This is a genomic window from Kosakonia sp. YIM B13571 (genome assembly GCF_042788095.1).
Classification (GTDB): domain Bacteria; phylum Pseudomonadota; class Gammaproteobacteria; order Enterobacterales; family Enterobacteriaceae; genus Kosakonia; species Kosakonia quasisacchari.
The window spans coordinates 97,332-121,056 of record NZ_JBHZPL010000004.1 but is presented as its reverse complement, the minus strand read 5'-3'; the positions used below and the strand labels follow the sequence as shown (position 1 = coordinate 121,056).

The 23,725-nt window shown below is 54.2% G+C and carries 23 protein-coding genes; 20 read left to right on the top strand and 3 right to left on the bottom strand.

Features of this window, described 5'->3' with window-relative positions; all coding sequences use genetic code 11:
* The 5 genes from ftsE to ACFX4O_RS12105 all read left to right on the top strand — a co-directional run bounded on the left by ftsE (window position 1) and on the right by ACFX4O_RS12105 (window position 5,692).
* Complete coding sequence (ftsE, locus tag ACFX4O_RS12125) at window positions 1-669, top strand: cell division ATP-binding protein FtsE (protein WP_131413187.1); 669 nt, start codon at window positions 1-3, stop codon at window positions 667-669.
* The gene (ftsX, locus tag ACFX4O_RS12120; RefSeq protein WP_380209716.1) at window positions 662-1,720 is read left to right on the top strand and encodes a permease-like cell division protein FtsX; all 1,059 of its coding nucleotides are present in this window, start codon (window positions 662-664) and stop codon (window positions 1,718-1,720) included. The genes ftsE and ftsX overlap by 8 nt, the downstream gene beginning before the upstream one ends.
* 267 nt (window positions 1,721-1,987) lie before the next feature.
* Window positions 1,988-2,845, top strand: coding sequence for an RNA polymerase sigma factor RpoH (gene rpoH, locus ACFX4O_RS12115; RefSeq protein ID WP_017459575.1), 858 nt, complete (start codon window positions 1,988-1,990; stop codon window positions 2,843-2,845).
* A 236-nt stretch (window positions 2,846-3,081) separates the two neighbouring features.
* On the top strand, window positions 3,082-4,347 hold the full coding sequence (locus ACFX4O_RS12110) for a 4-aminobutyrate--2-oxoglutarate transaminase (protein ID WP_380209718.1): 1,266 nt from the start codon (window positions 3,082-3,084) through the stop codon (window positions 4,345-4,347).
* Window positions 4,348-4,588: 241 nt separating this feature from the next.
* Entirely contained in the window at window positions 4,589-5,692 is a 1,104-nt protein-coding gene (locus ACFX4O_RS12105) for a branched-chain amino acid ABC transporter substrate-binding protein (RefSeq protein WP_380209719.1), read from the top strand.
* 246 nt (window positions 5,693-5,938) lie between these two features.
* Here the strand turns inward: ACFX4O_RS12105 and panM are convergent, their stop codons facing one another.
* On the bottom strand, window positions 5,939-6,322 hold the full coding sequence (panM, locus tag ACFX4O_RS12100) for an aspartate 1-decarboxylase autocleavage activator PanM (RefSeq protein WP_131413194.1): 384 nt from the start codon (window positions 6,320-6,322) through the stop codon (window positions 5,939-5,941).
* A gap of 487 nt (window positions 6,323-6,809) precedes the next feature.
* Here panM and livK point away from each other — a divergent pair, with 487 nt between their 5' ends.
* The 11 genes from livK to ugpQ all read left to right on the top strand — a co-directional run bounded on the left by livK (window position 6,810) and on the right by ugpQ (window position 17,610).
* A complete protein-coding gene (gene livK / locus ACFX4O_RS12095; RefSeq protein ID WP_380209722.1) occupies window positions 6,810-7,919 on the top strand; it encodes a high-affinity branched-chain amino acid ABC transporter substrate-binding protein LivK in 1,110 nt (369 codons plus the stop codon).
* 54 nt (window positions 7,920-7,973) lie between these two features.
* The gene (gene livH / locus ACFX4O_RS12090; protein ID WP_017459570.1) at window positions 7,974-8,900 is read left to right on the top strand and encodes a high-affinity branched-chain amino acid ABC transporter permease LivH; all 927 of its coding nucleotides are present in this window, start codon (window positions 7,974-7,976) and stop codon (window positions 8,898-8,900) included.
* On the top strand, window positions 8,897-10,174 hold the full coding sequence (locus ACFX4O_RS12085; protein ID WP_131413198.1) for a high-affinity branched-chain amino acid ABC transporter permease LivM: 1,278 nt from the start codon (window positions 8,897-8,899) through the stop codon (window positions 10,172-10,174). Before livH ends, ACFX4O_RS12085 begins: the two co-directional genes overlap by 4 nt.
* Window positions 10,171-10,938 carry a high-affinity branched-chain amino acid ABC transporter ATP-binding protein LivG gene (livG, locus tag ACFX4O_RS12080; protein WP_380209725.1) on the top strand — a complete coding sequence of 256 codons (768 nt, stop codon included), beginning with the start codon at window positions 10,171-10,173 and terminating at the stop codon, window positions 10,936-10,938. The genes ACFX4O_RS12085 and livG overlap by 4 nt, the downstream gene beginning before the upstream one ends.
* 1 nt (window position 10,939) lies before the next feature.
* Entirely contained in the window at window positions 10,940-11,653 is a 714-nt protein-coding gene (gene livF, locus ACFX4O_RS12075; protein WP_131413203.1) for a high-affinity branched-chain amino acid ABC transporter ATP-binding protein LivF, read from the top strand.
* Between the two features lie 303 nt (window positions 11,654-11,956).
* Window positions 11,957-12,076: a type I toxin-antitoxin system Hok family toxin gene (locus ACFX4O_RS12070; RefSeq protein WP_380209840.1), complete on the top strand. Its 120-nt coding sequence runs from the start codon at window positions 11,957-11,959 to the stop codon at window positions 12,074-12,076.
* A gap of 308 nt (window positions 12,077-12,384) precedes the next feature.
* Entirely contained in the window at window positions 12,385-13,701 is a 1,317-nt protein-coding gene (ugpB, locus tag ACFX4O_RS12065) for a sn-glycerol-3-phosphate ABC transporter substrate-binding protein UgpB (protein ID WP_380209727.1), read from the top strand.
* Window positions 13,702-13,800: 99 nt separating this feature from the next.
* Window positions 13,801-14,688, top strand: coding sequence for a sn-glycerol-3-phosphate ABC transporter permease UgpA (gene ugpA / locus ACFX4O_RS12060; RefSeq protein WP_380209729.1), 888 nt, complete (start codon window positions 13,801-13,803; stop codon window positions 14,686-14,688).
* Window positions 14,685-15,530 carry a sn-glycerol-3-phosphate ABC transporter permease UgpE gene (ugpE, locus tag ACFX4O_RS12055; protein ID WP_380209731.1) on the top strand — a complete coding sequence of 282 codons (846 nt, stop codon included), beginning with the start codon at window positions 14,685-14,687 and terminating at the stop codon, window positions 15,528-15,530. The genes ugpA and ugpE overlap by 4 nt, the downstream gene beginning before the upstream one ends.
* Before the next feature lie 269 nt (window positions 15,531-15,799).
* Window positions 15,800-16,873: a sn-glycerol-3-phosphate import ATP-binding protein UgpC gene (locus tag ACFX4O_RS12050; RefSeq protein WP_131411869.1), complete on the top strand. Its 1,074-nt coding sequence runs from the start codon at window positions 15,800-15,802 to the stop codon at window positions 16,871-16,873.
* On the top strand, window positions 16,870-17,610 hold the full coding sequence (gene ugpQ / locus ACFX4O_RS12045; RefSeq protein WP_380209733.1) for a glycerophosphodiester phosphodiesterase: 741 nt from the start codon (window positions 16,870-16,872) through the stop codon (window positions 17,608-17,610). Before ACFX4O_RS12050 ends, ugpQ begins: the two co-directional genes overlap by 4 nt.
* On the opposite strand, the gene ACFX4O_RS12040 is transcribed toward ugpQ, so the two are convergent.
* A complete protein-coding gene (locus ACFX4O_RS12040) occupies window positions 17,607-18,020 on the bottom strand; it encodes a DUF2756 family protein (RefSeq protein WP_380209735.1) in 414 nt (137 codons plus the stop codon). The genes ugpQ and ACFX4O_RS12040 overlap by 4 nt on opposite strands.
* A 120-nt stretch (window positions 18,021-18,140) precedes the next feature.
* On the opposite strand from ACFX4O_RS12040, the gene ggt reads away from it, so the two are divergent.
* The gene (ggt, locus tag ACFX4O_RS12035; RefSeq protein ID WP_380209737.1) at window positions 18,141-19,901 is read left to right on the top strand and encodes a gamma-glutamyltransferase; all 1,761 of its coding nucleotides are present in this window, start codon (window positions 18,141-18,143) and stop codon (window positions 19,899-19,901) included.
* Between the two features lie 33 nt (window positions 19,902-19,934).
* Here the strand turns inward: ggt and yhhY are convergent, their stop codons facing one another.
* Window positions 19,935-20,426: an N-acetyltransferase gene (gene yhhY, locus ACFX4O_RS12030; protein ID WP_380209739.1), complete on the bottom strand. Its 492-nt coding sequence runs from the start codon at window positions 20,424-20,426 to the stop codon at window positions 19,935-19,937.
* 320 nt (window positions 20,427-20,746) lie between these two features.
* Here yhhY and ACFX4O_RS12025 point away from each other — a divergent pair, with 320 nt between their 5' ends.
* From ACFX4O_RS12025 to gntR, 3 genes are all read left to right on the top strand, one after another.
* Window positions 20,747-21,784 carry an oxidoreductase gene (locus ACFX4O_RS12025; protein ID WP_380209741.1) on the top strand — a complete coding sequence of 346 codons (1,038 nt, stop codon included), beginning with the start codon at window positions 20,747-20,749 and terminating at the stop codon, window positions 21,782-21,784.
* A 123-nt stretch (window positions 21,785-21,907) separates the two neighbouring features.
* Window positions 21,908-22,603, top strand: a complete 696-nt coding sequence (locus tag ACFX4O_RS12020; RefSeq protein WP_131411881.1) for a pirin family protein — start codon at window positions 21,908-21,910, stop codon at window positions 22,601-22,603.
* Between the two features lie 104 nt (window positions 22,604-22,707).
* On the top strand, window positions 22,708-23,703 hold the full coding sequence (gntR, locus tag ACFX4O_RS12015) for a gluconate operon transcriptional repressor GntR (protein ID WP_131411883.1): 996 nt from the start codon (window positions 22,708-22,710) through the stop codon (window positions 23,701-23,703).
* Window positions 23,704-23,725: the final 22 nt, after the last annotated feature.

Sequence of the window (23,725 nt, the reverse complement as noted above, 5' to 3'; positions counted from 1 at the left end):
ATGATTCGCTTTGAACACGTCAGCAAAGCCTATCTCGGTGGGAGACAAGCGCTGCAGGGGGTGACATTTCACCTGCAGCAGGGCGAGATGGCCTTTCTGACCGGGCATTCCGGTGCGGGGAAAAGTACCCTGCTGAAGCTGATTTGTGGGATTGAGCGGCCAAGCGCCGGGAAAATCCTCTTCGGCGGTCACGATATTACCCGTCTGAAAAACCGGGAAGTGCCGTTTTTGCGTCGTCAAATCGGGATGATTTTCCAGGATCACCACCTGCTGATGGACAGAACCGTGTTTGACAACGTGGCGATTCCGCTGATCATCGCGGGCGCCAGTGGTGATGATATTCGCCGTCGCGTTTCGGCGGCGTTGGATAAAGTCGGGCTGCTCGACAAAGCGAAAAGCTTCCCGATTCAGCTCTCCGGTGGCGAACAACAGCGTGTGGGGATTGCCCGCGCAGTGGTCAATAAACCCGCCGTGTTGCTGGCGGATGAACCGACCGGTAACCTGGATGATGCGCTGTCTGAAGGAATTTTACGTCTGTTTGAGGAATTTAACCGCGTAGGGGTAACAGTGCTGATGGCAACGCACGATATCGGTCTGATTTCCCGTCGTTCGTATCGCATGCTGAGCCTGAGCGACGGTCATTTGCATGGAGGCCTGGCGGGTGAATAAGCGCGATGCACTAAACCACATTCGGCAGTTTGGCAGCAAATTAGATCGGTTTCGCAAATCGTCTACGTCCTCAGGCGAGGGTAACCGTAATGCGCCGCGTCGCGGTAAAACGCCAGCCAAAGCGCCTTCACGTAAGAGCAACGTCTTTAACGAGCAGGTACGCTACGCTTGGCACGGTGCGCTGCAGGATCTGAAAAGCAAACCGCTGGCGACCTTCCTGACGGTGATGGTCATTGCCATCTCCCTGACACTGCCAAGCGTGTGTTACATGGTCTACAAAAACGTCAACCAGGCGGCGTCCCAGTACTATCCGTCGCCGCAGATCACCGTCTATTTCGATAAAGCGCTGGATGACAACGCCGCGCAGCAGGTGGTGGGCCAACTCCAGTCCGAACAGGGCGTGGAAAAGGTGAATTATCTGTCGCGTGAAGATGCGCTGGGCGAGTTCCGCAACTGGTCCGGGTTTGGCGGCGCGCTGGATATGCTGGAAGAGAACCCGCTGCCTGCCGTGGCGGTGGTGGTGCCGAAACTGGATTTTCAGAGTACGGATTCGCTGAACACGCTGCGTGACCGAATTTCCCACATTCAGGGCATTGATGAAGTGCGCATGGATGATAGCTGGTTTGCGCGCCTGGCATCGCTGACTGGCCTGGTCGGGCGCGTGGCGGCAATGATTGGCGTACTGATGGTTGCGGCCGTGTTTTTGGTCATCGGCAATAGCGTGCGACTGAGTATTTTCGCCCGCCGCGATACCATTAACGTGCAAAAATTGATTGGTGCGACAGACGGTTTTATCCTGCGCCCGTTCCTGTATGGTGGCGCGTTGCTTGGTTTCTCCGGGGCGTTTTTATCGCTGATCCTGTCGGAAATTTTGGTAATGCGGTTGTCATCGGCGGTGACGGAAGTAGCGAAGGTGTTTGGCACGCAGTTTGAGCTGAGTGGGCTGTCGTTTGACGAGTGCTTGCTGCTGTTACTGGTGTGCTCGATGATTGGCTGGATTGCCGCATGGCTTGCCACCGTTCAACATTTACGTCACTTTACTCCGGACTAAAAAATCTCTGATATACTCCTTCCCTGCACGTGAAGTATTCCCGTAGCAGGGAAGCGTAATATCACTTCTAACGTTCCTTGCTCCGGTTTATCATCCTGATGTCACAATTTGTGCGTAATTTATTCACAGACCTACAAGGAACTTGTGGATAAAATCACTGTCTGATAAAAATGTGAATGCTATTCTCGTTGCTCAAAAGCGCTGGCATGTTTGTTGCTTGATGGGGACAGACCGCCGCCAGCTGATAAGTGAATTGAGAGGATTTGAATGACCAAAGAAATGCAAACTTTAGCTTTAGCCCCTGTTGGTAACCTGGAATCTTACGTCCGGGCTGCGAACGCATGGCCGATGTTGACGGCTGATGAAGAGCGGGCACTGGCTGAAAAGCTGCATTACCAGGGCGATCTGGAAGCAGCGAAAAAGCTGATTCTGTCTCACCTGCGCTTTGTTGTTCATATTGCTCGTAATTACTCGGGCTATGGTCTGCCACAGGCGGATCTCATCCAGGAAGGTAACATCGGCCTGATGAAAGCCGTTCGTCGCTTCAACCCGGAAGTGGGTGTGCGCCTGGTCTCTTTCGCCGTGCACTGGATCAAAGCTGAGATCCACGAGTATGTGCTGCGCAACTGGCGTATTGTGAAAGTCGCGACCACCAAAGCTCAGCGTAAGCTGTTCTTTAATCTGCGCAAAGCCAAACAGCGCCTTGGCTGGTTCAACCAGGACGAAGTGGAAATGGTAGCCCGTGAACTGGGCGTAACCAGCAAAGACGTGCGTGAAATGGAGTCGCGTATGGCGGCGCAGGACATGACGTTTGATATGTCCTCGGATGACGATGCGCACGATAGCCAGCCGATGGCGCCGGTACTCTATCTGCAGGATAAATCATCTAACTTTGCCGACGGCATTGAAGATGACAACTGGGAAGAGCAGGCGGCCAACAAGTTGACCGATGCGATGCAGGGGCTCGACGAACGCAGCCAGCAGATTATTCGCGCACGTTGGCTGGACGAAGATAACAAAACCACATTGCAGGAACTGGCTGATCGCTACGGCGTTTCTGCCGAGCGTGTGCGTCAGCTTGAAAAGAACGCGATGAAAAAACTGCGCGCCGCTATCGAAGCGTAAGCGTATTGCAGTGAATAAGCCGGGTTGGCGCAAGCCTCACCCGGCTTTTTATTATCTAAATTATCCCGCCACCACCACTTTCACATCATCAGGCGTTCATTCGGCTTCTGTCACAACGCGGCAGGAAAGCTGTCCTGTCGGTGTCCCTGCGCTTGCGCGAGACTGAGTAAAACATCGCTTTATCAAAGGCGCTATATACTTGGTAAGCGGGCATACACAGACAGGGGACAATCAAGGTGAAGAATAACGAACTGAATCAGCGCCGCTTACAGGCGACGCCGCGTGGGATTGGTGTCATGTGTGGTTTTTACGCCGAAAAAGCGGAAAACGCCACGCTGTGGGATGTGGAAGGTAACGAGGTGATCGACTTTGCCGCCGGCATTGCGGTGCTTAACACCGGACATCGGCATCCGAAAGTGATGGCGGCGGTGGAAAAACAGTTGCAGGCATTTACGCACACCGCTTACCAGATTGTTCCTTACGAAAGCTACGTCTCGCTGGCGGAACGTATTAATGAACGCGTACCCGTTGCTGGTCCGGCGAAAACTGCATTTTTCTCGACTGGCGCAGAAGCGGTGGAAAACGCCGTTAAAATTGCTCGCGCCTATACCAAACGCCCCGGAATCATTACCTTTGGCGGCGGTTTCCACGGTCGCACCTTCATGACTATGGCGCTCACCGGTAAAGTGGCACCGTATAAAATTGGCTTCGGCCCATTCCCCGGTTCGATTTACCACGCCCAGTACCCCAACGCGCTGCACGGTGTGAGTACTGAAGAGGCGTTGAAAAGTTTGGAGCGCATTTTTAAAGCGGATATCGCGCCGGATCAGGTGGCGGCCATTCTGCTGGAACCCGTGCAGGGCGAGGGTGGATTTAACGTCGCACCGGATGATTTTATGCAGGCGCTGCGCAAGCTGTGCGATAACCACGGCATTCTGCTGATCGTTGACGAAGTGCAGAGCGGTTTTGCCCGCACCGGCAAGCTCTTTGCCAGCGAGTATTACGATGTGAAACCGGATTTAATCACCATGGCGAAAAGCCTGGCCGGTGGTTTGCCGCTTTCGGCTGTGGCCGGGCGCGCGGAGGTGATAGATGCGCCTGCTCCGGGTGGTTTGGGCGGCACTTATGCGGGCAACCCGCTCGCCATTGCGGCGGCGCATGCAGTGCTGGACGTGATTGAAGAAGAAAACCTGTGCGAACGGGCTAATCATCTGGGTCAACATCTGGTGGAAGTGCTGAACCGCGCAAAGGCGCAGTGCCCGTATATCGCCGATATTCGTGCGCAGGGCTCAATGGTGGCGGTGGAATTTAACGATCCGCAAACTGGCGCACCGTCGGCTGAATTTACTAAGCAGGTGCAGGAGAAAGCGCTAGCAGACGGTCTGCTGCTGCTGAGCTGCGGGGTTTACGGCAACGTTATCCGTTTCCTCTACCCGCTGACCATTCCGGAAGTTCAATTCCGCAAGGCGCTGGATATTATCTCCCAGTCGCTGACGCATTAATTATTCAGCCGCCTTATGGGCGGCTTTCTCACCCTCTGTCATCAGTCTGTCGTACAACCTTCAAAATTGTTATTCCATATTCCGAAAAATGGGGTATGTTTTAGCAGAGTATGCTGCTCAGGCCCGGGCGGAACGGTTAAAAACTACTATCATATTCTTTGCTTATGATGATAAGCGAAATAATATGCCACACAACAACATCACAACAAATGCAATAACCATAACAATGGGGAAACTCAGGATGAAAATGAAGGGCAAAGCGTTACTGGCAGGATGTATTGCGTTAGCAATGAGCAACGTGGCATTCGCCAAAGATATCAAAGTTGCCGTTGTCGGTGCGATGTCTGGTCCGGTTGCGCAGTACGGCGACCAGGAGTTTACCGGCGCTGAACAAGCTATCGCCGATATTAATGCCAAAGGTGGGATCAAAGGCGACAAACTGGTTGCGGTAAAATATGACGATGCTTGTGACCCGAAACAAGCGGTGGCGGTCGCTAACAAAGTGGTCAATGACGGCATTAAATACGTTATCGGTCACCTCTGCTCCTCTTCTACTCAGCCGGCGTCTGATATCTACGAAGACGAAGGCATTTTGATGATCACGCCTGCCGCGACAGCGCCTGAGCTGACCGCGCGTGGTTACAAACTGACGCTGCGCACCACCGGCCTGGATTCCGACCAGGGTCCGACCGCAGCGAAATACATTCTGGATAAAGTGAAGCCGCAGCGCATCGCCGTTATTCATGACAAGCAACAGTACGGTGAAGGTCTGGCGCGTGCAGTGCAGGACGGCCTGAAAAAAGGCGGCGCGAATGTGGTGTTCTTCGACGGTATCACCGCCGGTGAGAAAGACTTCTCCACGCTGGTTGCGCGCCTGAAGAAAGAGAACATCGACTTCGTTTACTACGGCGGTTACCACCCGGAAATGGGGCAGATCCTGCGTCAGTCTCGTGCTGCTGGTCTGAAAACCCAGTTTATGGGGCCGGAAGGCGTGGCGAACGTTTCCCTGTCTAACATCGCCGGTGAATCCGCAGAAGGTATGCTGGTTACCAAGCCGAAAAACTATGACCAGATTCCGGCGAACAAACCGATCGTGGATGCGATTAAAGCGAAGAAACAAGATCCAAGCGGCGCATTTGTATGGACGACTTATGCCGCGCTGCAATCTCTGGCTGCCGGCTTGGGTCAGTCTGCCGATCCGGCGGCTATCGCCACCTGGCTGAAAGGCCACTCAGTGGATACCGTAATGGGGCCGCTGTCATGGGATGAGAAGGGCGATCTGAAAGGCTTTGAGTTCGGTGTGTTCACCTGGCACGCCAACGGTACAGCGACTGACGCTAAGTGATTTTCTAAGCTGACCGTCGCCTTTCGCGCCGCAGGTGCGTTGGCTGCACTCACTCACCCCGGTCACTTGCTTCAGTAAGCTCCCCGGGATGAGCGAACGTGCCGCCTTCCTGCGACACGAAAGTTGTGGTCAGAATCGATTGAAAAGGCCGGGTTACCAAGGGTAACCCGGCCTTTTTACTGTTTTACCAGGACCGACGTAAGCCTGATATAGGTAACGCCATCAGGCAAATCCACTGCGCGGGCTTTATCGTTTTTCCCAGCCGTTCTCCTGCGCGGTAAATCCCAGTCTTTGGGTGAAGGCAGCCATTACGTCCCGGTCTTCGACGCCAATATCGGCTATCCACCAACTGGTGATCGCCGGGTTATCACGCATCACTTCTTCCACCAGATATTGCCCCACGCCGCGACGACGAGTGATATCGCGTACGCGCAGGGAATCCAGCGCCCCTTCGGTGCCGAGTAGCGTCACGCGAACGGCAGCCAACAGACGGTCATTAAAACGCGCTGCGTAGATGCGGTGAGTGTCATCCACTTCAAGAGATGCAGACGAGTATTCCGGCCAGACTTTTGCTAAATCAGTGTGATCCTGCTCGGTGAAGGTCACCAGCCGGACGATAGTTAATTTCATGTACAGCTTGTCCAAAACGCAAAACATAGTGTGAGTGTAATCAATTTCGTATGGCAGGGATTGATCGTTTTTTATTTTTCATTCAATAGGTGAATAATTTTTCCGCAGCGTCTGGGGTAGCGTGAAACATTGGAGATCGAAAAAGAGGCAGGATTTTAACCTAATTGGTAGCGATTTATTCCGCTTTATGTACCGTTATTTTATGCTGGCAGGAGGGCTTTTTTTGTTTATCTCGGAAGAAATACAGAATATTATCTCTGCTTAATCGCCTGAAAAATAGAGTATTTAGTCTGGTTTTTGCCAAAAAACTGCGCTAAACCATTAAAGGCGCTGGTAAAAATAGTGTTGTGCATTAAAAGTACAGAATGCTTTTTAACCATAATAAAACAAAATTATTACACGAATAATTCAGGAAACAGTAAGCCAACGTTCCGGCTACCTGAAGCAGGAAGTGTAAACACGACATCACGAACGGGGATTTACAACAATGAAAAGGAACGCGAAGACATTAATCGCGGGGATGGTTTCACTTGCGATGTCTCACGCGGCCATAGCGAAGGATATTAAGGTAGCGGTTGTCGGTGCGATGTCCGGTCCGGTTGCCCAGTGGGGCGATATGGAGTTCAACGGCGCGCGTCAGGCTATCCAGGATATCAACGCTAAGGGCGGGATCAAGGGCGACAAACTGGTCGCCGAGGAATATGACGACGCCTGTGACCCAAAACAAGCCGTTGCCGTGGCGAATAAAATCGTCAATGACGGTGTGAAATATGTGATTGGCCATCTTTGCTCATCATCAACACAGCCTGCTTCTGATATCTACGAAGACGAAGGCATTCTGATGATAACGCCTGGCGCGACCAACCCAGAGCTGACGCAGCGCGGCTACCAGCACATTATGCGTACCGCCGGGTTAGACTCCTCGCAGGGGCCGACTGCCGCGAAGTACATTCTGAACACGGTGAAACCGCAGCGCATCGCCATCATTCACGATAAACAGCAGTACGGCGAAGGCCTCGCGCGCTCCGTGCAGGAAGGGCTGAAAGCAGGTGGAGCGAATGTGGTGTTCTTCGACGGCATCACCGCCGGTGAGAAGGATTTTTCTGCGCTGGTGGCGCGTCTGCAAAAAGAAAATATCGATTTCGTCTACTACGGTGGTTACTACCCGGAAATGGGGCAAATTCTTCGCCAGGCGCGCGCCAACGGTCTGAAAATCCAATTCATGGGGCCGGAAGGCGTGGGCAATGCGTCATTGTCCAATATCGCGGGTGACGCGGCAGAAGGCATGCTGGTGACGATGCCGAAGCGTTACGACCAGGATCCGGCGAACCAGGGCATTGTCGATGCGCTGAAAGCGCAGAAGAAAGATCCGAGCGGCCCGTATGTGTGGATCACCTACGCCGCAGTGCAATCGCTGGCTACTGCGCTGGAGCGCACCGGCAGCAGTGAGCCGCTGGCGCTGATTAAAGATTTAAAAGCCAACGGGGCTAAAACCGTGATTGGGCCGCTGAACTGGGATGAAAAAGGCGATCTGAAAGGATTTGAATTCGGTGTCTTCCAATGGCACGCCGATGGTTCGTCGTCCGTGGCGAAATAACTGTCATCCCTCTCTCGGGGAGCAATGCCCCGGGAGATTTTAGAAGGTTATGTTATGTCTGAGCAGTTTCTCTATTTCTTGCAGCAGATGTTTAACGGCGTCACGCTGGGAAGCACCTACGCATTGATCGCCATTGGTTACACCATGGTTTACGGCATTATCGGCATGATCAACTTCGCCCACGGCGAGGTCTACATGATCGGCAGTTATGTCTCCTTTATGATCATCGCCGCGCTGATGATGATGGGTATCGACTCCAGTTGGCTGCTGGTCGCAGCCGGTTTCGTCGGTGCCATTATCATTGCCAGCGCTTACGGCTGGAGCATCGAACGGGTGGCGTATCGCCCGGTGCGCAGCTCCAAGCGCCTGATTGCGCTGATTTCCGCCATCGGCATGTCGATCTTCTTGCAAAACTACGTCAGCCTGACCGAAGGTTCCCGCGATGTGGCGCTGCCGAGCCTGTTTAACGGCCAGTGGGTTGTCGGCAGCAGTGAACACTTCTCGGCCAGCATCACCACCATGCAACTGGTTATCTGGATTGTGACCTTCGTTGCCATGCTGGCGCTGACGCTGTTTATCCGCTATTCCCGCATGGGGCGCGCCTGTCGCGCCTGTGCGGAAGACCTGAAAATGGCAAGCCTCTTAGGTATCAACACCGACCGCGTCATCGCGCTAACCTTTGTGATCGGCGCGGCGATGGCGGCGGTCGCGGGCGTGCTGCTTGGTCAGTTCTATGGCGTTATCAACCCATATATCGGTTTCATGGCCGGGATGAAAGCGTTTACCGCCGCAGTGCTGGGTGGAATCGGTAGCATTCCTGGCGCGATGATCGGCGGCCTGATTCTGGGTGTCGCGGAATCTCTCTCTTCGGCGTATCTGAGCACCGAATACAAAGATGTGGTGTCATTCGCGCTGTTGATTGTGGTGTTGCTGGTGATGCCGACCGGTATCCTTGGCCGCCCGGAGGTTGAAAAAGTATGAAACCGATGCATTTTGTGCTGGCGCTGCTCTCGGCGGCGATGTTTTTCGTGCTGGCGAGCGTCTTTATGGGCGTTCAACTGGAGCTGAACGGCACCAAACTGGTTGTGGATACCGCGGCGGATATTCGCTGGCAGTGGATCTTTATCGGTACGGCAGTGGTGTTTTTCTTCCAGTTGCTGCGGCCTGTTTTGCAGAAAAGCCTGAAGGGTGTTTCCGGTCCGAAATTCGTGCTGCCGGCGATTGATGGCTCTACGCTCAAACAGAAGTTGTTCCTGTTAGCGCTGCTGGTGATTGCGGTGGCGTGGCCGTTTGTCGTTTCGCGCGGCACGGTGGATATCGCCACCATGACGATGATCTATATCATCCTCGGCCTCGGCCTGAACGTGGTGGTCGGGCTTTCCGGTTTGCTCGTGCTGGGTTACGGCGGTTTTTACGCCATCGGTGCGTATACCTTCGCGCTGCTCAATCACTATTACGGCCTGGGTTTCTGGACATGCCTGCCGCTGGCGGGGCTGGTTTCCGCTGCCGCGGGTTTCCTGCTGGGCTTCCCGGTGCTGCGTCTGCGCGGTGATTACCTGGCGATTGTGACGCTGGGTTTCGGCGAAATCGTCCGCATTCTGCTGTTGAACAACACCGAAATAACCGGCGGCCCGAACGGTATCAGCCAGATCCCCAAACCGACGCTGTTCGGTCTCGAGTTCAGCCGCACCGCCCGTGAAGGGGGTTGGGATACCTTCAGCAACTTCTTTAACGTGCCTTACGACCCCAGTGATCGCGTGGTGTTCCTCTACCTGGTTGCGCTGCTGCTGGTGGTGCTGACGCTGTTTGTGATTAACCGCCTGCTGCGCATGCCGCTGGGGCGCGCGTGGGAAGCGCTGCGTGAAGATGAAATCGCCTGCCGTTCACTCGGGCTGAACCCGACACGCATTAAGCTGACGGCCTTTACCATCAGCGCCGCGTTCGCCGGTTTTGCCGGTACGCTGTTTGCCGCGCGCCAGGGCTTTGTCAGCCCGGAATCGTTCACTTTCGCCGAATCCGCGTTTGTGCTGGCGATTGTGGTACTGGGCGGTATGGGTTCTCAGTTTGCGGTGATCCTCGCGGCAATCCTGCTGGTGGTTTCCCGCGAGCTGATGCGTGACTTTAATGAATACAGCATGTTGATGCTGGGTGGTTTGATGGTACTGATGATGATCTGGCGTCCGCAAGGCTTGCTGCCGATGACCCGTCCGCAGTTGAAACTGAAAAGCGGGCAAGCGAAAGGAGAGCAGGCATGAGTCAGCCACTGTTATCCGTAAACGGCCTGATGATGCGCTTTGGCGGGCTGTTAGCTGTCAACAATGTGTCGTTGGAGCTGCGCTCGCAGGAGATCGTTTCGCTGATTGGCCCGAACGGCGCGGGCAAAACCACCGTTTTTAACTGCCTGACCGGTTTCTATAAACCGACGGGTGGCACCATTATGCTACGTGATCAGCACCTGGAAGGGCTGCCGGGGCAGCAAATTGCCCGCATGGGCGTGGTGCGGACTTTCCAGCATGTGCGCCTGTTCCGCGAAATGACAGTCATTGAAAACCTGCTGGTGGGGCAACACCAGCAGCTCAAGACTGGGGTTTTCTCCGGCCTGTTGAAAACGCCGGCGTTTCGCCGTGCGCAGAGTGAGGCGCTGGACCGCGCTGCCACCTGGCTGGATCGTATTGGTTTGTTAGCGCACGCTAACCGCCAGGCCAGCAACCTCGCTTACGGCGATCAGCGCCGTCTGGAGATCGTACGCTGCATGGTAACGCAGCCTGAAATCCTGATGCTCGACGAACCGGCAGCGGGTCTTAACCCAAAAGAGACCAAAGAGCTGGACGAGTTGATTGTCGAGCTGCGTAACCATCACAACACCACCATCCTGCTGATTGAGCATGATATGAAGCTGGTAATGGGGATTTCCGACCGGATTTATGTAGTGAACCAGGGCACGCCGCTGGCGAACGGGACGCCGGAAGAGATTCGTAACAACCCGGACGTGATCCGTGCATACCTGGGTGAGGCATAAGATGGAAAAAGCGATGTTATCTTTTGACAAAGTTAGCGCTCACTACGGCAAAATTCAGGCACTGCACGATGTCAGCCTGCATATTAACCAGGGTGAGATCGTGACGCTGATTGGTGCCAACGGCGCGGGGAAAACCACGCTGCTCGGCACCCTGTGCGGCGATCCGCGCGCCAGCAGCGGGCGCATTGTGTTTGATGGCAAAGACATTACCGACTGGCAGACCGCAAAGATCATGCGTGAAGCCGTGGCGATTGTGCCGGAAGGTCGCCGCGTCTTTTCACGGATGACTGTAGAAGAGAACCTGGCGATGGGCGGCTTTTTCGCCGATCGCGAGCAGTATCAGACGCGTATTCAATGGGTTTATGAACTGTTTCCGCGCCTGCATGAGCGCCGTATCCAGCGTGCCGGCACCATGTCCGGCGGCGAGCAGCAGATGTTGGCGATTGGTCGCGCGCTGATGAGCCAGCCGCGTTTGTTACTGCTGGATGAACCCTCGCTGGGTCTTGCGCCGATCATTATTCAGCAAATCTTCGACACCATTGAACAACTGCGAAAAGACGGGATGACGATCTTCCTGGTTGAGCAGAACGCCAACCAGGCGCTGAAGCTCGCCGATCGCGGCTACGTGCTGGAGAACGGCCATGTAGTGCTGGAAGACACCGGCGACGCGTTACTGGCGAATGAAGCGGTGCGCAGCGCTTACTTAGGTGGTTAACTCGTTGATGTAATAGCATTTAAACCGGTCTCGCAAGGACCGGTTTTTTGTCTTAAAAACGTTTTCCTGCGATGCGACCAGACGGCTTGATGGGATATGATGCGGGTGGCGCTTGAGGCTTTTTGCCTCATGACGGTAAAAAGTTGTGCGGCAGAAAAAAGAAAGCCCCGAAGGTCATTTTTCAATTAACCAACGAGGCCTGTCTATATGCTCGACACATGTAGAGTAGCCTCTTACCCGCCGAAAGGCAAGGAGCCGCAGGTTATGAAGCTACCGCAAGGAACCCTTATCTGGTGCGTGTTTATCGTGTGTTTCACACTGTTGATATTCACGTATCTGACTCGAAAATCGCTGTGCGAAATTCGTTACAAAGATGGGTTGCGTGAGGTAGCGGCTTTCATGGCTTACGAATCCGGTAAGTAGCAACCTGGAGGCAGGGAGAAATTCCTGCCTTTTCAGGAAAAACGGTAATGTGCATACCTCTTAGCGCCTTTATAAAGGGCTTCTCTGTTCAACGGAGAAGCCCTTTTTCCCTTCTAAAACGCGACGGGACTCCGATTAACCGCCATTTTTCCTTCACCGTATTATCATCCAGGCGACATTTTCCTGACGCCTGGCTGTCATCTATTTGTAATTAAATGGTTATTTTTCTGTAATTCGAGCATGTCATGTTACCTCGCGAGCATAAAAACGCGTGAAATCGCGCATACCGCATAACAAGAGAGAGCACAATGACAACGTTACGACATACAGCTTTGGGTCTGGCGATGGGGTTAGTCTTTGCAGGCAACGCCATGGCAGTAACCACCATTCCGTTCTGGCATTCGATGGAAGGGGAGTTAGGTAAAGAAGTTGACTCCCTGGCGCAACGTTTCAATGACACCCACCCGGATTACAAAATCGTACCGATCTATAAAGGCAACTACGAGCAGAGCCTGAGCGCGGGTATCGCGGCCTTCCGTACCGGTAATGCACCGGCGATTTTGCAGGTTTATGAAGTCGGTACCGCCACCATGATGGCGTCTAAAGCGATCAAACCTGTCTACCAGGTGTTTAAAGACGCGGGCATCAACTTCGATGAAAGCCAGTTTGTGCCAACCGTTGCGGGTTACTACACCGATTCTAAAACGGGACATTTGCTCTCTCAGCCGTTCAACAGCTCTACTCCGGTGCTGTATTACAACAAAGACGCCTTTAAAAAAGCGGGCCTAAACCCGGATCAGCCGCCGAAAACCTGGCAGGACCTGGCCGAGTACACCGCCAAGCTGAAAGCAGCCGGGATGAAATGCGGCTACGCCAGCGGCTGGCAGGGCTGGATCCAGATTGAAAACTTCAGCGCCTGGCATGGTCTGCCGGTTGCTACTAAAAATAACGGCTTTGACGGTACTGACGCGGTACTGGAGTTCAACAAGCCGGAGCAGGTGAAACACATCGCCATGCTGGAAGAACTGAACAAGAAAGGCGATTTCAGCTACTTCGGACGTAAAGATGAGTCCACCGAGAAGTTCTATAACGGCGACTGCGCCATTACTACTGCCTCTTCCGGCTCGCTGGCGGATATTCGCCATTACGCCAAATTCAATTATGGCGTTGGGATGATGCCATATGACGCCACCGTGAAAGGCGCGCCGCAGAACGCCATCATCGGCGGTGCAAGCTTGTGGGTAATGCAGGGTAAAGACAATGCCACTTACAAAGGCGTTGCCCAGTTCCTCGACTTCCTGGCGAAGCCGGAAATCGCAGCGGAATGGCACCAGAAAACGGGCTATCTGCCGATCACTACCGCAGCATATGATCTGACGCGTAAAGAGGGCTTCTATGACAAGAACCCGGGCGCAGACATTGCCACGCGTCAGATGCTGAATAAGCCGCCGTTGTCGTTCACCAAAGGGCTGCGTCTGGGCAACATGCCGCAGATTCGTACCATTGTTGATGAAGAGCTGGAAAGCGTGTGGACAGGTAAGAAAACCCCGCAACAGGCGCTGGATTCCGCCGTTGAGCGCGGTAATCAGCTGCTGCGTCGCTTCGAGCAGTCTACCAAGTCTTGATGTAGCGCTTTGCCGGATGAGACGCGCTTATCCGGCAGACAAATACGGCCTACTTAACGGTAGGCCGTTGCTATCCGGCCTATCTGAAAAGAGTTGCTTATGTCCTCATCCCGTCCGGTGTTTCGTTCGCGCTGGCTCCCTTACTTGTTGGTTGCACCGCAGCTGGCGATCACCCTTATTTTCTTTATCTGGCCTGCGGCTGAAGCGCTGTGGTATTCGGTACAAAGTGTCGATCCGTTCGGGCTATCCAGTCAGTTTGTTGGGCTGGATAATTTTGTCGCGCTGTTTCACGACAGTTATTACCTGGACTCCTTCTGGACCACCATGCGCTTTAGCGCTTGGGTGACGTTCAGCGGCTTACTGGTCTCGCTGTTTTTTGCCGCACTGGTGGATAACGTAGTGCGCGGTAGCCGAATCTATCAAACCTTAATGTTACTGCCCTACGCCGTTGCACCAGCCGTTGCTGCCGTGATGTGGATCTTCTTGTTTAACCCTGGCCGGGGGTTGATTACGCACTTCCTTGAGCAGTTTGGTTATGACTGGAACCACGCGCAGAACAGCAGCCAGGCGATGTTCCTCGTGGTTTTTGCTTCGGTATGGAAGCAGATCAGCTACAACTTTCTGTTCTTTTTCGCCGCCTTGCAGTCGATTCCGCGCTCACTGGTCGAAGCCGCCGCCATTGACGGTGCCGGGCCGATCCGCCGCTTCTTTAAATTGTCGCTGCCGCTGATTGCGCCGGTCAGTTTTTTCCTGCTGGTGGTTAACCTGGTGTACGCCTTCTTCGACACCTTCCCGGTGATCGATGCCGCGACAGCCGGTGGCCCGGTTCAGGCAACCACTACGCTGATTTATAAAATTTACCGCGAAGGTTTCGCCGGACTGGATCTCTCCGCGTCTGCGGCGCAATCGGTGGTACTGATGTTCCTGGTGATAGTGCTGACGGTTGTCCAGTTCCGCTATGTTGAAAGTAAGGTGCGCTACCAATGATTGAGAATCGCCCCGGACTGACGTTGTTCAGCCATGTCATGCTTATTCTCGGGATTGCGGTGGTGCTGTTTCCACTGTATGTCGCCTTTGTGACGGCGACGCTGGATATCAACGCCGTTTACGACACGCCAATGACGCTGATTCCCGGCACCCATTTGTGGGAAAACCTGCGCAACATCTGGGTCAATGGTATTGGCGCGAATAGCGCACCATTTTGGTTGATGTTGACCAACAGCTTCATCATGGCGTTTGTCATCACCGTCGGCAAAATCACCGTGTCGATGCTTTCGGCCTTCGCCATTGTCTGGTTTCGCTTCCCGCTGCGTAACCTCTTCTTCTGGATGATTTTCTGCACGCTGATGCTGCCGGTTGAGGTGCGTATTTTCCCAACGGTGGAAGTGATAGCGAACCTGAAAATGCTCGACAGCTATACCGGCTTGACGCTGCCGCTGATGGCCTCTGCGACAGCAACGTTTTTGTTTCGCCAGTTCTTCATGACCTTGCCGGACGAGCTAATGGAAGCGGCGCGTATTGATGGCGCATCGCCCATGCGGTTTTTCCGCGACATCGTGTTGCCGCTGTCGAAAACCAACCTCGCGGCGCTGTTCGTCATCACCTTTATCTACGGCTGGAATCAGTATCTGTGGCCGCTGCTGATTATCAGCGACGTCAACCTTGGCACCGCCGTGGCGGGGGTAAAAAGCATGATCGCCAGCGGCGAAAGCACCACGCAATGGAACCAAGTCATGGCAGCCATGTTGCTGACGCTGATCCCCCCGGTCGTTATCGTTTTAGCCATGCAGCGCGCGTTTGTGCGTGGCCTGGTCGACAGTGAGAAGTAGGTTGTATCCCTTGATTGTGCGTGACGTCGACGCTGAGCCGAAATCGCGTAATCAAGGCGGAGGATGATGGACATAGTGGGCCTATGTCCAAATCCGACAACGCAGAGTACGCGGTTTCGGCACGCGTCCCGAAGGGCTGGGGCCATTTTTGCCCAAAGCTGCGTTACTCGCGTTTTATTTGGGCCCACCAAACTTCGCCGCTCGCGCCTTGCCTTGGGCAAAAATGGCCGCCAGCGACGTTCACGAACAATCAAGAGATGCAACCTTATATGGCAGGATTAAAATTACAAGCGGTCACCAAAAGTTGGGACAACGGCAAAACCCAGGTGATTCAGCCGCTGACGCTGGATGTCGCCGACGGCGAGTTTATTGTGATGGTTGGCCCTTCAGGCTGCGGTAAATCAACACTGCTGCGCATGGTCGCAGGCCTGGAGCGCGTGACCAGCGGGGATATCTGGATTGATACCCAGCGCGTCACCGAAATGGAACCCAAAGATCGCGGTATCGCGATGGTGTTCCAGAACTATGCGCTTTACCCGCACATGAGCGTGGAAGAGAACATGGCGTGGGGACTGAAAATCCGCGGCATGGGTAAAGAGCATATCGCCGGGCGTGTCGCGGAAGCGGCGCGTATTCTTGAATTAGATGGCCTGTTAAAACGCCGCCCGCGTGAGCTTTCTGGTGGCCAGCGTCAGCGCGTGGCGATGGGCCGTGCAATTGTGCGAGATCCGGCGGTGTTCCTGTTTGACGAACCCCTTTCCAACCTCGATGCCAAGCTGCGCGTGCAAATGCGCCTTGAACTGCAACAGTTGCATCGCCGTCTGAACACCACTTCTTTGTATGTCACTCACGATCAAGTGGAAGCGATGACGCTGGCGCAGCGCGTGCTGGTAATGAATAAAGGCGTGGCGGAGCAAATCGGTACGCCGGTTGAGGTGTATGAAAAGCCCGCCAGCCGCTTTGTGGCGAGCTTTATCGGCAGCCCGGCGATGAACCTGCTTGATGGTCGCATCAGCAGCGCCGGTACGCACTTTGAGCTGGAGAGCGGCATGGCGCTGCCCATCAACTGGTACTACCGCGGTTATGCCGGTCGCAAGATGACATTGGGTATCCGCCCGGAACATATTGCGCTAAGCTCACAGGCCGCAGGCGGTGTACCGCTGGTGATGGATACGCTGGAGATCCTCGGCGCGGATAACTTAGCGCATGGTCGCTGGGGCGAGCAGAAAGTGGTGGTGCGTTTGTCGCATCAGGATCGCCCGACGGCAGGCAGCACGCTGTGGCTCCATTTGCCGGAAAATCACCTGCACTTATTTGATGGTGAAACAGGACAACGAGTATGAGCAACTGGCCATATCCCCACATTGTCGCCCATCGTGGCGGCGGTAAACTGGCGCCGGAAAACACGCTGGCCGCCATTGATGTTGGCGCGCGTTACGGGCATACGATGATTGAGTTTGATGCCAAGCTGTCGAAAGATGGGCAGATTTTTCTGCTGCATGACGACAATCTCGAGCGTACCAGCAACGGCTGGGGCGTTGCGGGCGAACTGGCGTGGAGCGATCTGCTGAAAGTAGATGCGGGTGGCTGGTTCAGCGGTGAGTTCAAGGGTGAGCCGCTGCCGCTGCTTTCTGAGGTGGCAGAGCGCTGCCGTCAGCACGGCATGATGGCAAATATCGAAATCAAACCCACCACTGGAACCGGGCCGCTGACTGGCAAAGTCGTTGCGCTGGCCGCGCGCGAGCTGTGGACAGGGATGACACCGCCACTGCTTTCATCATTTGAAATTGACGCGCTGGAAGCGGCACAACAAGCTGCGCCGGAATTACCGCGCGGCCTGCTGCTTGATGAGTGGCGCGATGACTGGCAGGCGCTCACCGAACGGCTGGAGTGCGTGTCTATCCATCTGAACCATAAACTGCTGGATGAAGCCCGCGTGCGTATGCTGCGCGATGCGGGCTTGCGCATTCTGGTTTACACCGTCAACCAGCCCGCACGGGCGGCGGAATTACTGCGCTGGGGCGTTGACTCTATCTGTACCGATAAAATCGACGATATCGGGCCACACTTCCAGTACTAAGGTGCTGTCGGCGGCGATGTGCTTTGCAGCATGTCGCCGTTTTGCGTTTGCGGCAGCATATGCTGCTGTGTCACACCACTGCTATTCGTTCCCCCGCTGAGCATCCCGGCGCTGTTGTTGGGGAGCAACTGCTGGCGGCCGGGATCGAGCTCCCCCGGCTGTGCCTGCCTTACCCGTTGGGAATTGTTGTTCATCTGCGTCTGCAACTGTTGTTGTTGCAGTTGTGTTTGCGTCTGCATCTGCTGTTTCAGCATCCCTTGATGCTGTTGCTGCTGATTGAGCATTTGCGTTTGCATCCGCTGTTGGCTTGGGATCACATAACCCGGTTGGTGAGGGTCGTTGGTGGTGTTTAACGGCTGCGCGAAGGCGCTAAAAGGCAGCAGGGCCGCCAGAATCAGTAATCGTTTCATCGTCCTTTCCTCCATTGAGGTTTCCTATCAGTTTACTCGCTTTCATTCGTGACAATGCATTTTTAAGAGTTGTGAACCAGGCTTAAGCGGGGACTGTAGCCCTTATTGTGGAGAACGACGATGATGAAACAGAAGTTTGCGCGTTGGCTGGCGATTGCCGCGCTGATAGCGGGAGGATGTTTTGGCGTTGCGGCTGCGCCGCCAGAAGGGCAGGCAACCGCGCCGCCTCCGGTGTCTTACGGGGTTGAAGCCGATGTCTTCCATCCGGTGGTGGCGAAGCAGGGCATGGTTGCCTCGGTGGATGAAACCGCCACGCGCGTCGGTGTTGATATTCTCAAGCAGGGCGGTAATGCGGTGGATGCGGCGGTGGCTGTGGGTTACGCACTGGCGGTCACACACCCGCAGGCGGGCAATCTCGGTGGTGGCGGCTTCATGCTGATTCGTAGCAAAGAGGGGAAGGTCACGGCGATTGATTTCCGCGAAATGGCACCCGCTGGCGCGACACGCGATATGTTTCTGGACGATCAAGGCAACCCGGACAGTAAAAAATCCCTGACTTCCCACTTGGCGTCCGGCACGCCCGGCACTGTTGCTGGTTTCTCGCTGGCGCTGGAAAAGTACGGCACGCTACCGCTAAACAAAGTGGTACAGCCGGCCATCAAGCTGGCGAAACAGGGCTTTGTGGTTAACGATGCGCTGGCCGAAGATTTGAAAACCTATGGCAGCGAAGTGTTGCCCAACCACGAAAACAGCAAAGCTATTTTCTGGAAAGATGGCGAGCCGCTGAAAAAAGGCGACAAGCTGGTGCAAAGCAATCTCGCCAAAAGCCTGGAGATGATTGCGGAAAAAGGCCCGGATGCCTTCTACAAAGGCGCAATTGCTGAGCAAATCGCCCAGCAGATGAGCAAAAACGGCGGGCTTATCACCAAAGAGGATTTAGCCAACTACAAAGCCGTGGAGCGCACGCCAATAAGCGGCGACTATCGCGGTTACCAGATTTACTCCATGCCACCGCCTTCTTCAGGTGGGATCCATATTGTGGAAATCCTCAATATCCTGGAAAACTTCGATCTCGCGAAATATGGCTTCGGCAGCGCGGATGCGATGCAGGTGATGGCTGAGGCGGAGAAATATGCCTACGCCGACCGTTCGGAATATCTGGGCGACCCGGACTTTGTCAAAGTGCCGTGGCAGGCGTTAACCAACAAGGAATACGCCAAATCGATTGCCGCGCAGATTGATGTCAACAAAGCGCGCCCCTCCAGCCAGATCCGCCCCGGCAAGCTCGAGCCTTACGAAAGTAACCAAACCACGCACTTCTCCGTGGTGGATAAAGACGGCAATGCGGTTGCGGTCACCTATACGCTGAATACGGTATTCGGCACCGGGATTGTCGCTGGCAATACCGGCATTCTGCTGAATAACGAAATGGATGATTTCTCGGCCAAGCCGGGCGTGCCGAATGTCTACGGACTGGTGGGCGGCGATGCGAATGCGGTTGGGCCGGGTAAACGTCCGCTTTCTTCGATGTCGCCAACCATTGTGCTGAAAGATGGCAAAACCTGGCTGGTAACCGGTAGCCCCGGCGGCAGCCGAATTATCACCACCGTGCTGCAAATGGTGGTCAATAGCATTGATTTTGGGATGAACGTCGCCGAAGCGACCAGCGCGCCGCGTTTTCATCATCAATGGCTGCCGGATGAACTGCGCGTCGAGAAAGGCTTTAGCCCGGACACGTTAAAACTGCTTGAGCAGAAAGGGCAAAAAGTGGCGGTAAAGGAAGCGATGGGCAGTACGCAGAGCATTATGGTCGGGCCGGATGGCACGCTGTATGGGGCATCGGATCCGCGTTCGGTGGATGATTTAACTGCCGGATACTGAACAAATCCTCTCCCCAAAGGGGAGAGGATTTTCTTAGCCTTTCATGCGAGCCATAAAGTACGAATCAACATATTCGCCGTTACGCAGCGCGTAGCGCTTAGCGGTGCCTTCGATTTCAAAACCAAACTTGCGATACACCGCCAACGCCGGAGCGTTATCTACAAACACAGTGAGCTCAATGCGTTCAATGCGCAGCCAGTTATCACACAGGTTGATCATCTCGCGCATCAGCGCGCTGGCGACGCCCCGGTTATGGAACGCCGATGAAACCGCCATGCCGAATATCGCCACATGGCTGCGACGCGGGTTTTGTTCCACCATTAACGTCAGGTTTCCGGCGACTTGCTCGTCAATGCACGCGACTAACTGGCGGCGGCCGGGTTGCGGTTTCAGGCGATCTTCCCAGAGTTCAGTCGGGGGATGAGGTAGCTGTAGCAGGTTATGATACACCTCGGGTTGCGCATAAAACTGACGTAAAGCTTCTGCATCGCGCGCTTCGGCATGGCGTACCACTATCTCACTCATCCTGTTTCTCCTGTTGATCGGGTAGACAATTACCTTCCCGGCTTTCTGGCGAAGCGTCAACTGCCATTTTTTGCAAAAAAAAGTAGACAGGTGCGAATGATAATGATTATTATTGCCATGCATTCAGGGACACCGTTGCGGTAATCCTGAAAGCACGACATTGCTCACATTGCTTCCAGTATTTCTTAGCCAGCCGCGTGCTGGCTTTTTTTTGCCTTTAATTTGCCAGCCAGGTTGAAACCCATTTGAGAAAAGGGGCAGGGACAGCACCTTTGCAGATGCGCTAAGGTAGTAGGAGTCACCTTGATAAGGACTGAATTATGACTCTACATTGCGCATTTATCGGCTTTGGTAAAAGCACCACCCGTTATCACCTCCCTTATGTTCTGCACCGTAAAGATAGCTGGCGTGTGGCGCACATTTTTCGCCGCCACCCGAAGCCGGAAGAGCAGTATCCGCAGTATCAACATATTCACTTCACCAGCGATATTGATGACATCTTTAATGATCCGCAGGTCAAACTGGTGATCGTTTGTACTCATGCCGACAGCCATTTCGACTACGCGAAGCGCGCGCTGGAAGCGGGTAAAAATGTGCTGGTGGAAAAACCCTTCACGCCGACAATGGCGGAAGCGGTAACGCTGTTTGAGCTGGCGAAACGCAAAGGTTTGACGGTGACGCCGTACCAGAATCGCCGTTTTGACTCTTGCTTCCTCACCACCAAGAAGGCGATTGAAAGCGGCAAGCTCGGCAATATCGTGGAAATTGAAAGCCATTTTGACTACTTCCGCCCGGTTGCGGAAACCAAACCTGGTTTGCCACAGGACGGCTCATTCTATGGTCTTGGCGTGCATACGATGGATCAAATCATTTCGCTGTTTGGCCGCCCGGATCACGCCGCGTATGACATCCGCAGTCTGCGTAATAAAGCTAACCCGGACGATACTTTCGAAGCCCAGCTGTTTTACGGCGATTTAAAAGCCATCGTCAAAACCAGCCATCTGGTGAAGATTGATTACCCGAAATTTATTGTTCATGGCACCAAAGGGTCGTTTATCAAATATGGCATTGATCAGCAGGAAACCAGCCTGAAAGCCAATATTATGCCGGGCGACCCTGGTTTTGCTGCTGATGAAAGCAAGGGCATTCTGGAATATGTGAATGCGGCGGGTGAAACGGTGCGGGAAGAGATAGCTCCGGAAACCGGCGACTACGGACGCGTCTACGATGCGCTGTATGAAACGCTTTCAACCGGTGCGCCAAATTACGTCAAGGAATCTGAAGTTCTCACCAACCTTGAGCTGCTGGAACGCGCCTTTGAACAGGCTTCTCCTGCCACGATAACCCTCGCCAAATAACCGAAAACGGCTCCTCGTTACTTGTTCATTTTTTTTGAACAGAGGAGTCAATTTTCACCCTCTATGATCGGTGGTCGATTGCGTCCACACTTACTCCATCGAAAACATACGGGGGTAAAAAACATGATCTTCTTACGCAAAGCAAATGACCGTGGCCATGCAAATCATGGTTGGCTGGATTCCTGGCACACCTTCTCGTTTGCCAATTATTATGACCCGAATTTTATGGGCTTCTCGGCACTGCGAGTGATTAACGATGACATTATCGATGCAGGCCAGGGCTTTGGTACCCACCCGCACAAGGACATGGAAATCCTGACGTATGTGCTGGAAGGGGCGGTAGAACACCAGGACAGCATGGGCAATAAAGAGCAGGTTCCTGCGGGTGAGTTCCAGATTATGAGCGCCGGTACTGGGGTGCGTCATTCTGAATACAACCCGAGCAAAACCGACCGTCTGCGCCTGTACCAAATCTGGATCATTCCAGAAACTAACGGTATCACGCCGCGTTATGAACAACGTCGCTTTGATGCGTTGCAGGGCAAACAGTTGGTGCTGTCGCCGGATGCGCGTGATGGCTCGCTGAAAGTGCATCAGGATATGGAGCTTTACCGTTGGGCGCTGTTGAAAGATGAGCAATCTGTCCACCAGATCGCCGCTGAACGCCGCGTGTGGATCCAGGTGGTGAAAGGCGAAGTCACTATCAACGGGACAAAAGCCACCACCAGTGATGGTCTGGCGATTTGGGATGAGCAGGCTATCTCGGTGCATGCCGATAGCGACAGTGAAATCCTGCTGTTCGATCTGCCGCCGGTATAACGTTGTTTAAATAAATGACACAACCTCCTGGTTTTGGCCGGAAGGTTGTGTCTTGTCCGTGATAAACTGAGGAAATCTCTCACTCAGAATAAAATGTCAGGACGATGAAAAAGAAAAGACCCGTACTGCAGGATGTGGCCGATCGCGTTGGCGTGACCAAAATGACTGTCAGCCGTTTTTTACGTAACCCGGAACAAGTTTCCGTCGCGTTACGTGGCAAAATCGCCGCCGCGCTTGATGAACTGGGTTACATTCCGAATCGGGCTCCCGATATTCTCTCCAACGCCACCAGCCGAGCAATTGGCGTGTTACTTCCCTCTTTGACCAACCAGGTTTTCGCTGAAGTATTACGCGGGATTGAAAGCGTCACCGACGCGCACGGTTACCAAACCATGCTGGCGCACTACGGTTACAAAGCCGAGATGGAAGAAGAGCGCCTCGAATCGATGCTTTCCTGGAATATTGACGGTCTGATTCTTACCGAACGTACTCATACGCCGCGCACGCTGAAAATGATTGAAGTTGCTGGCATTCCGGTCGTGGAGTTAATGGACAGCCGCTCGCCGTGCCTCGATATCGCCGTTGGCTTTGATAACTTCGAAGCGGCACGGCAGATAACATCGGCCATCCTGGAGCGCGGCCACCGTCGGGTCGCTTATCTCGGCGCACGCCTGGACGAACGTACTATCATCAAACAGAAGGGCTATGAGCAGGCGATGCTGGATGCAGGTTTAACGCCGTACAGTGTGATGGTGGAACAATCTTCCTCTTATACCGCCGGTATTGAGCTGATGCGCCAGGCACGCCGCGAGTACCCCCAACTTGACGGAATTTTTTGTACTAACGATGACCTTGCCGTTGGCGCGGCGTTTGAGTGCCAGCGTCTGGGGTTGAAAATTCCGCAGGATATGGCAATCGCCGGGTTCCACGGTCACGACATTGGGCAGGTAATGGAGCCGCGTCTGGCAAGTGTGCTCACGCCGCGTGAACGCATGGGGCGTATTGGTGCTGAACGTTTGCTGGCGCGCATTCGTGGTGAGTCAGTTACGCCGAAAATGTTAGATTTAGGTTTCACTTTGTCACCGGGCGGATCTATTTAGCTCGACAAATTTGAACTAGCTC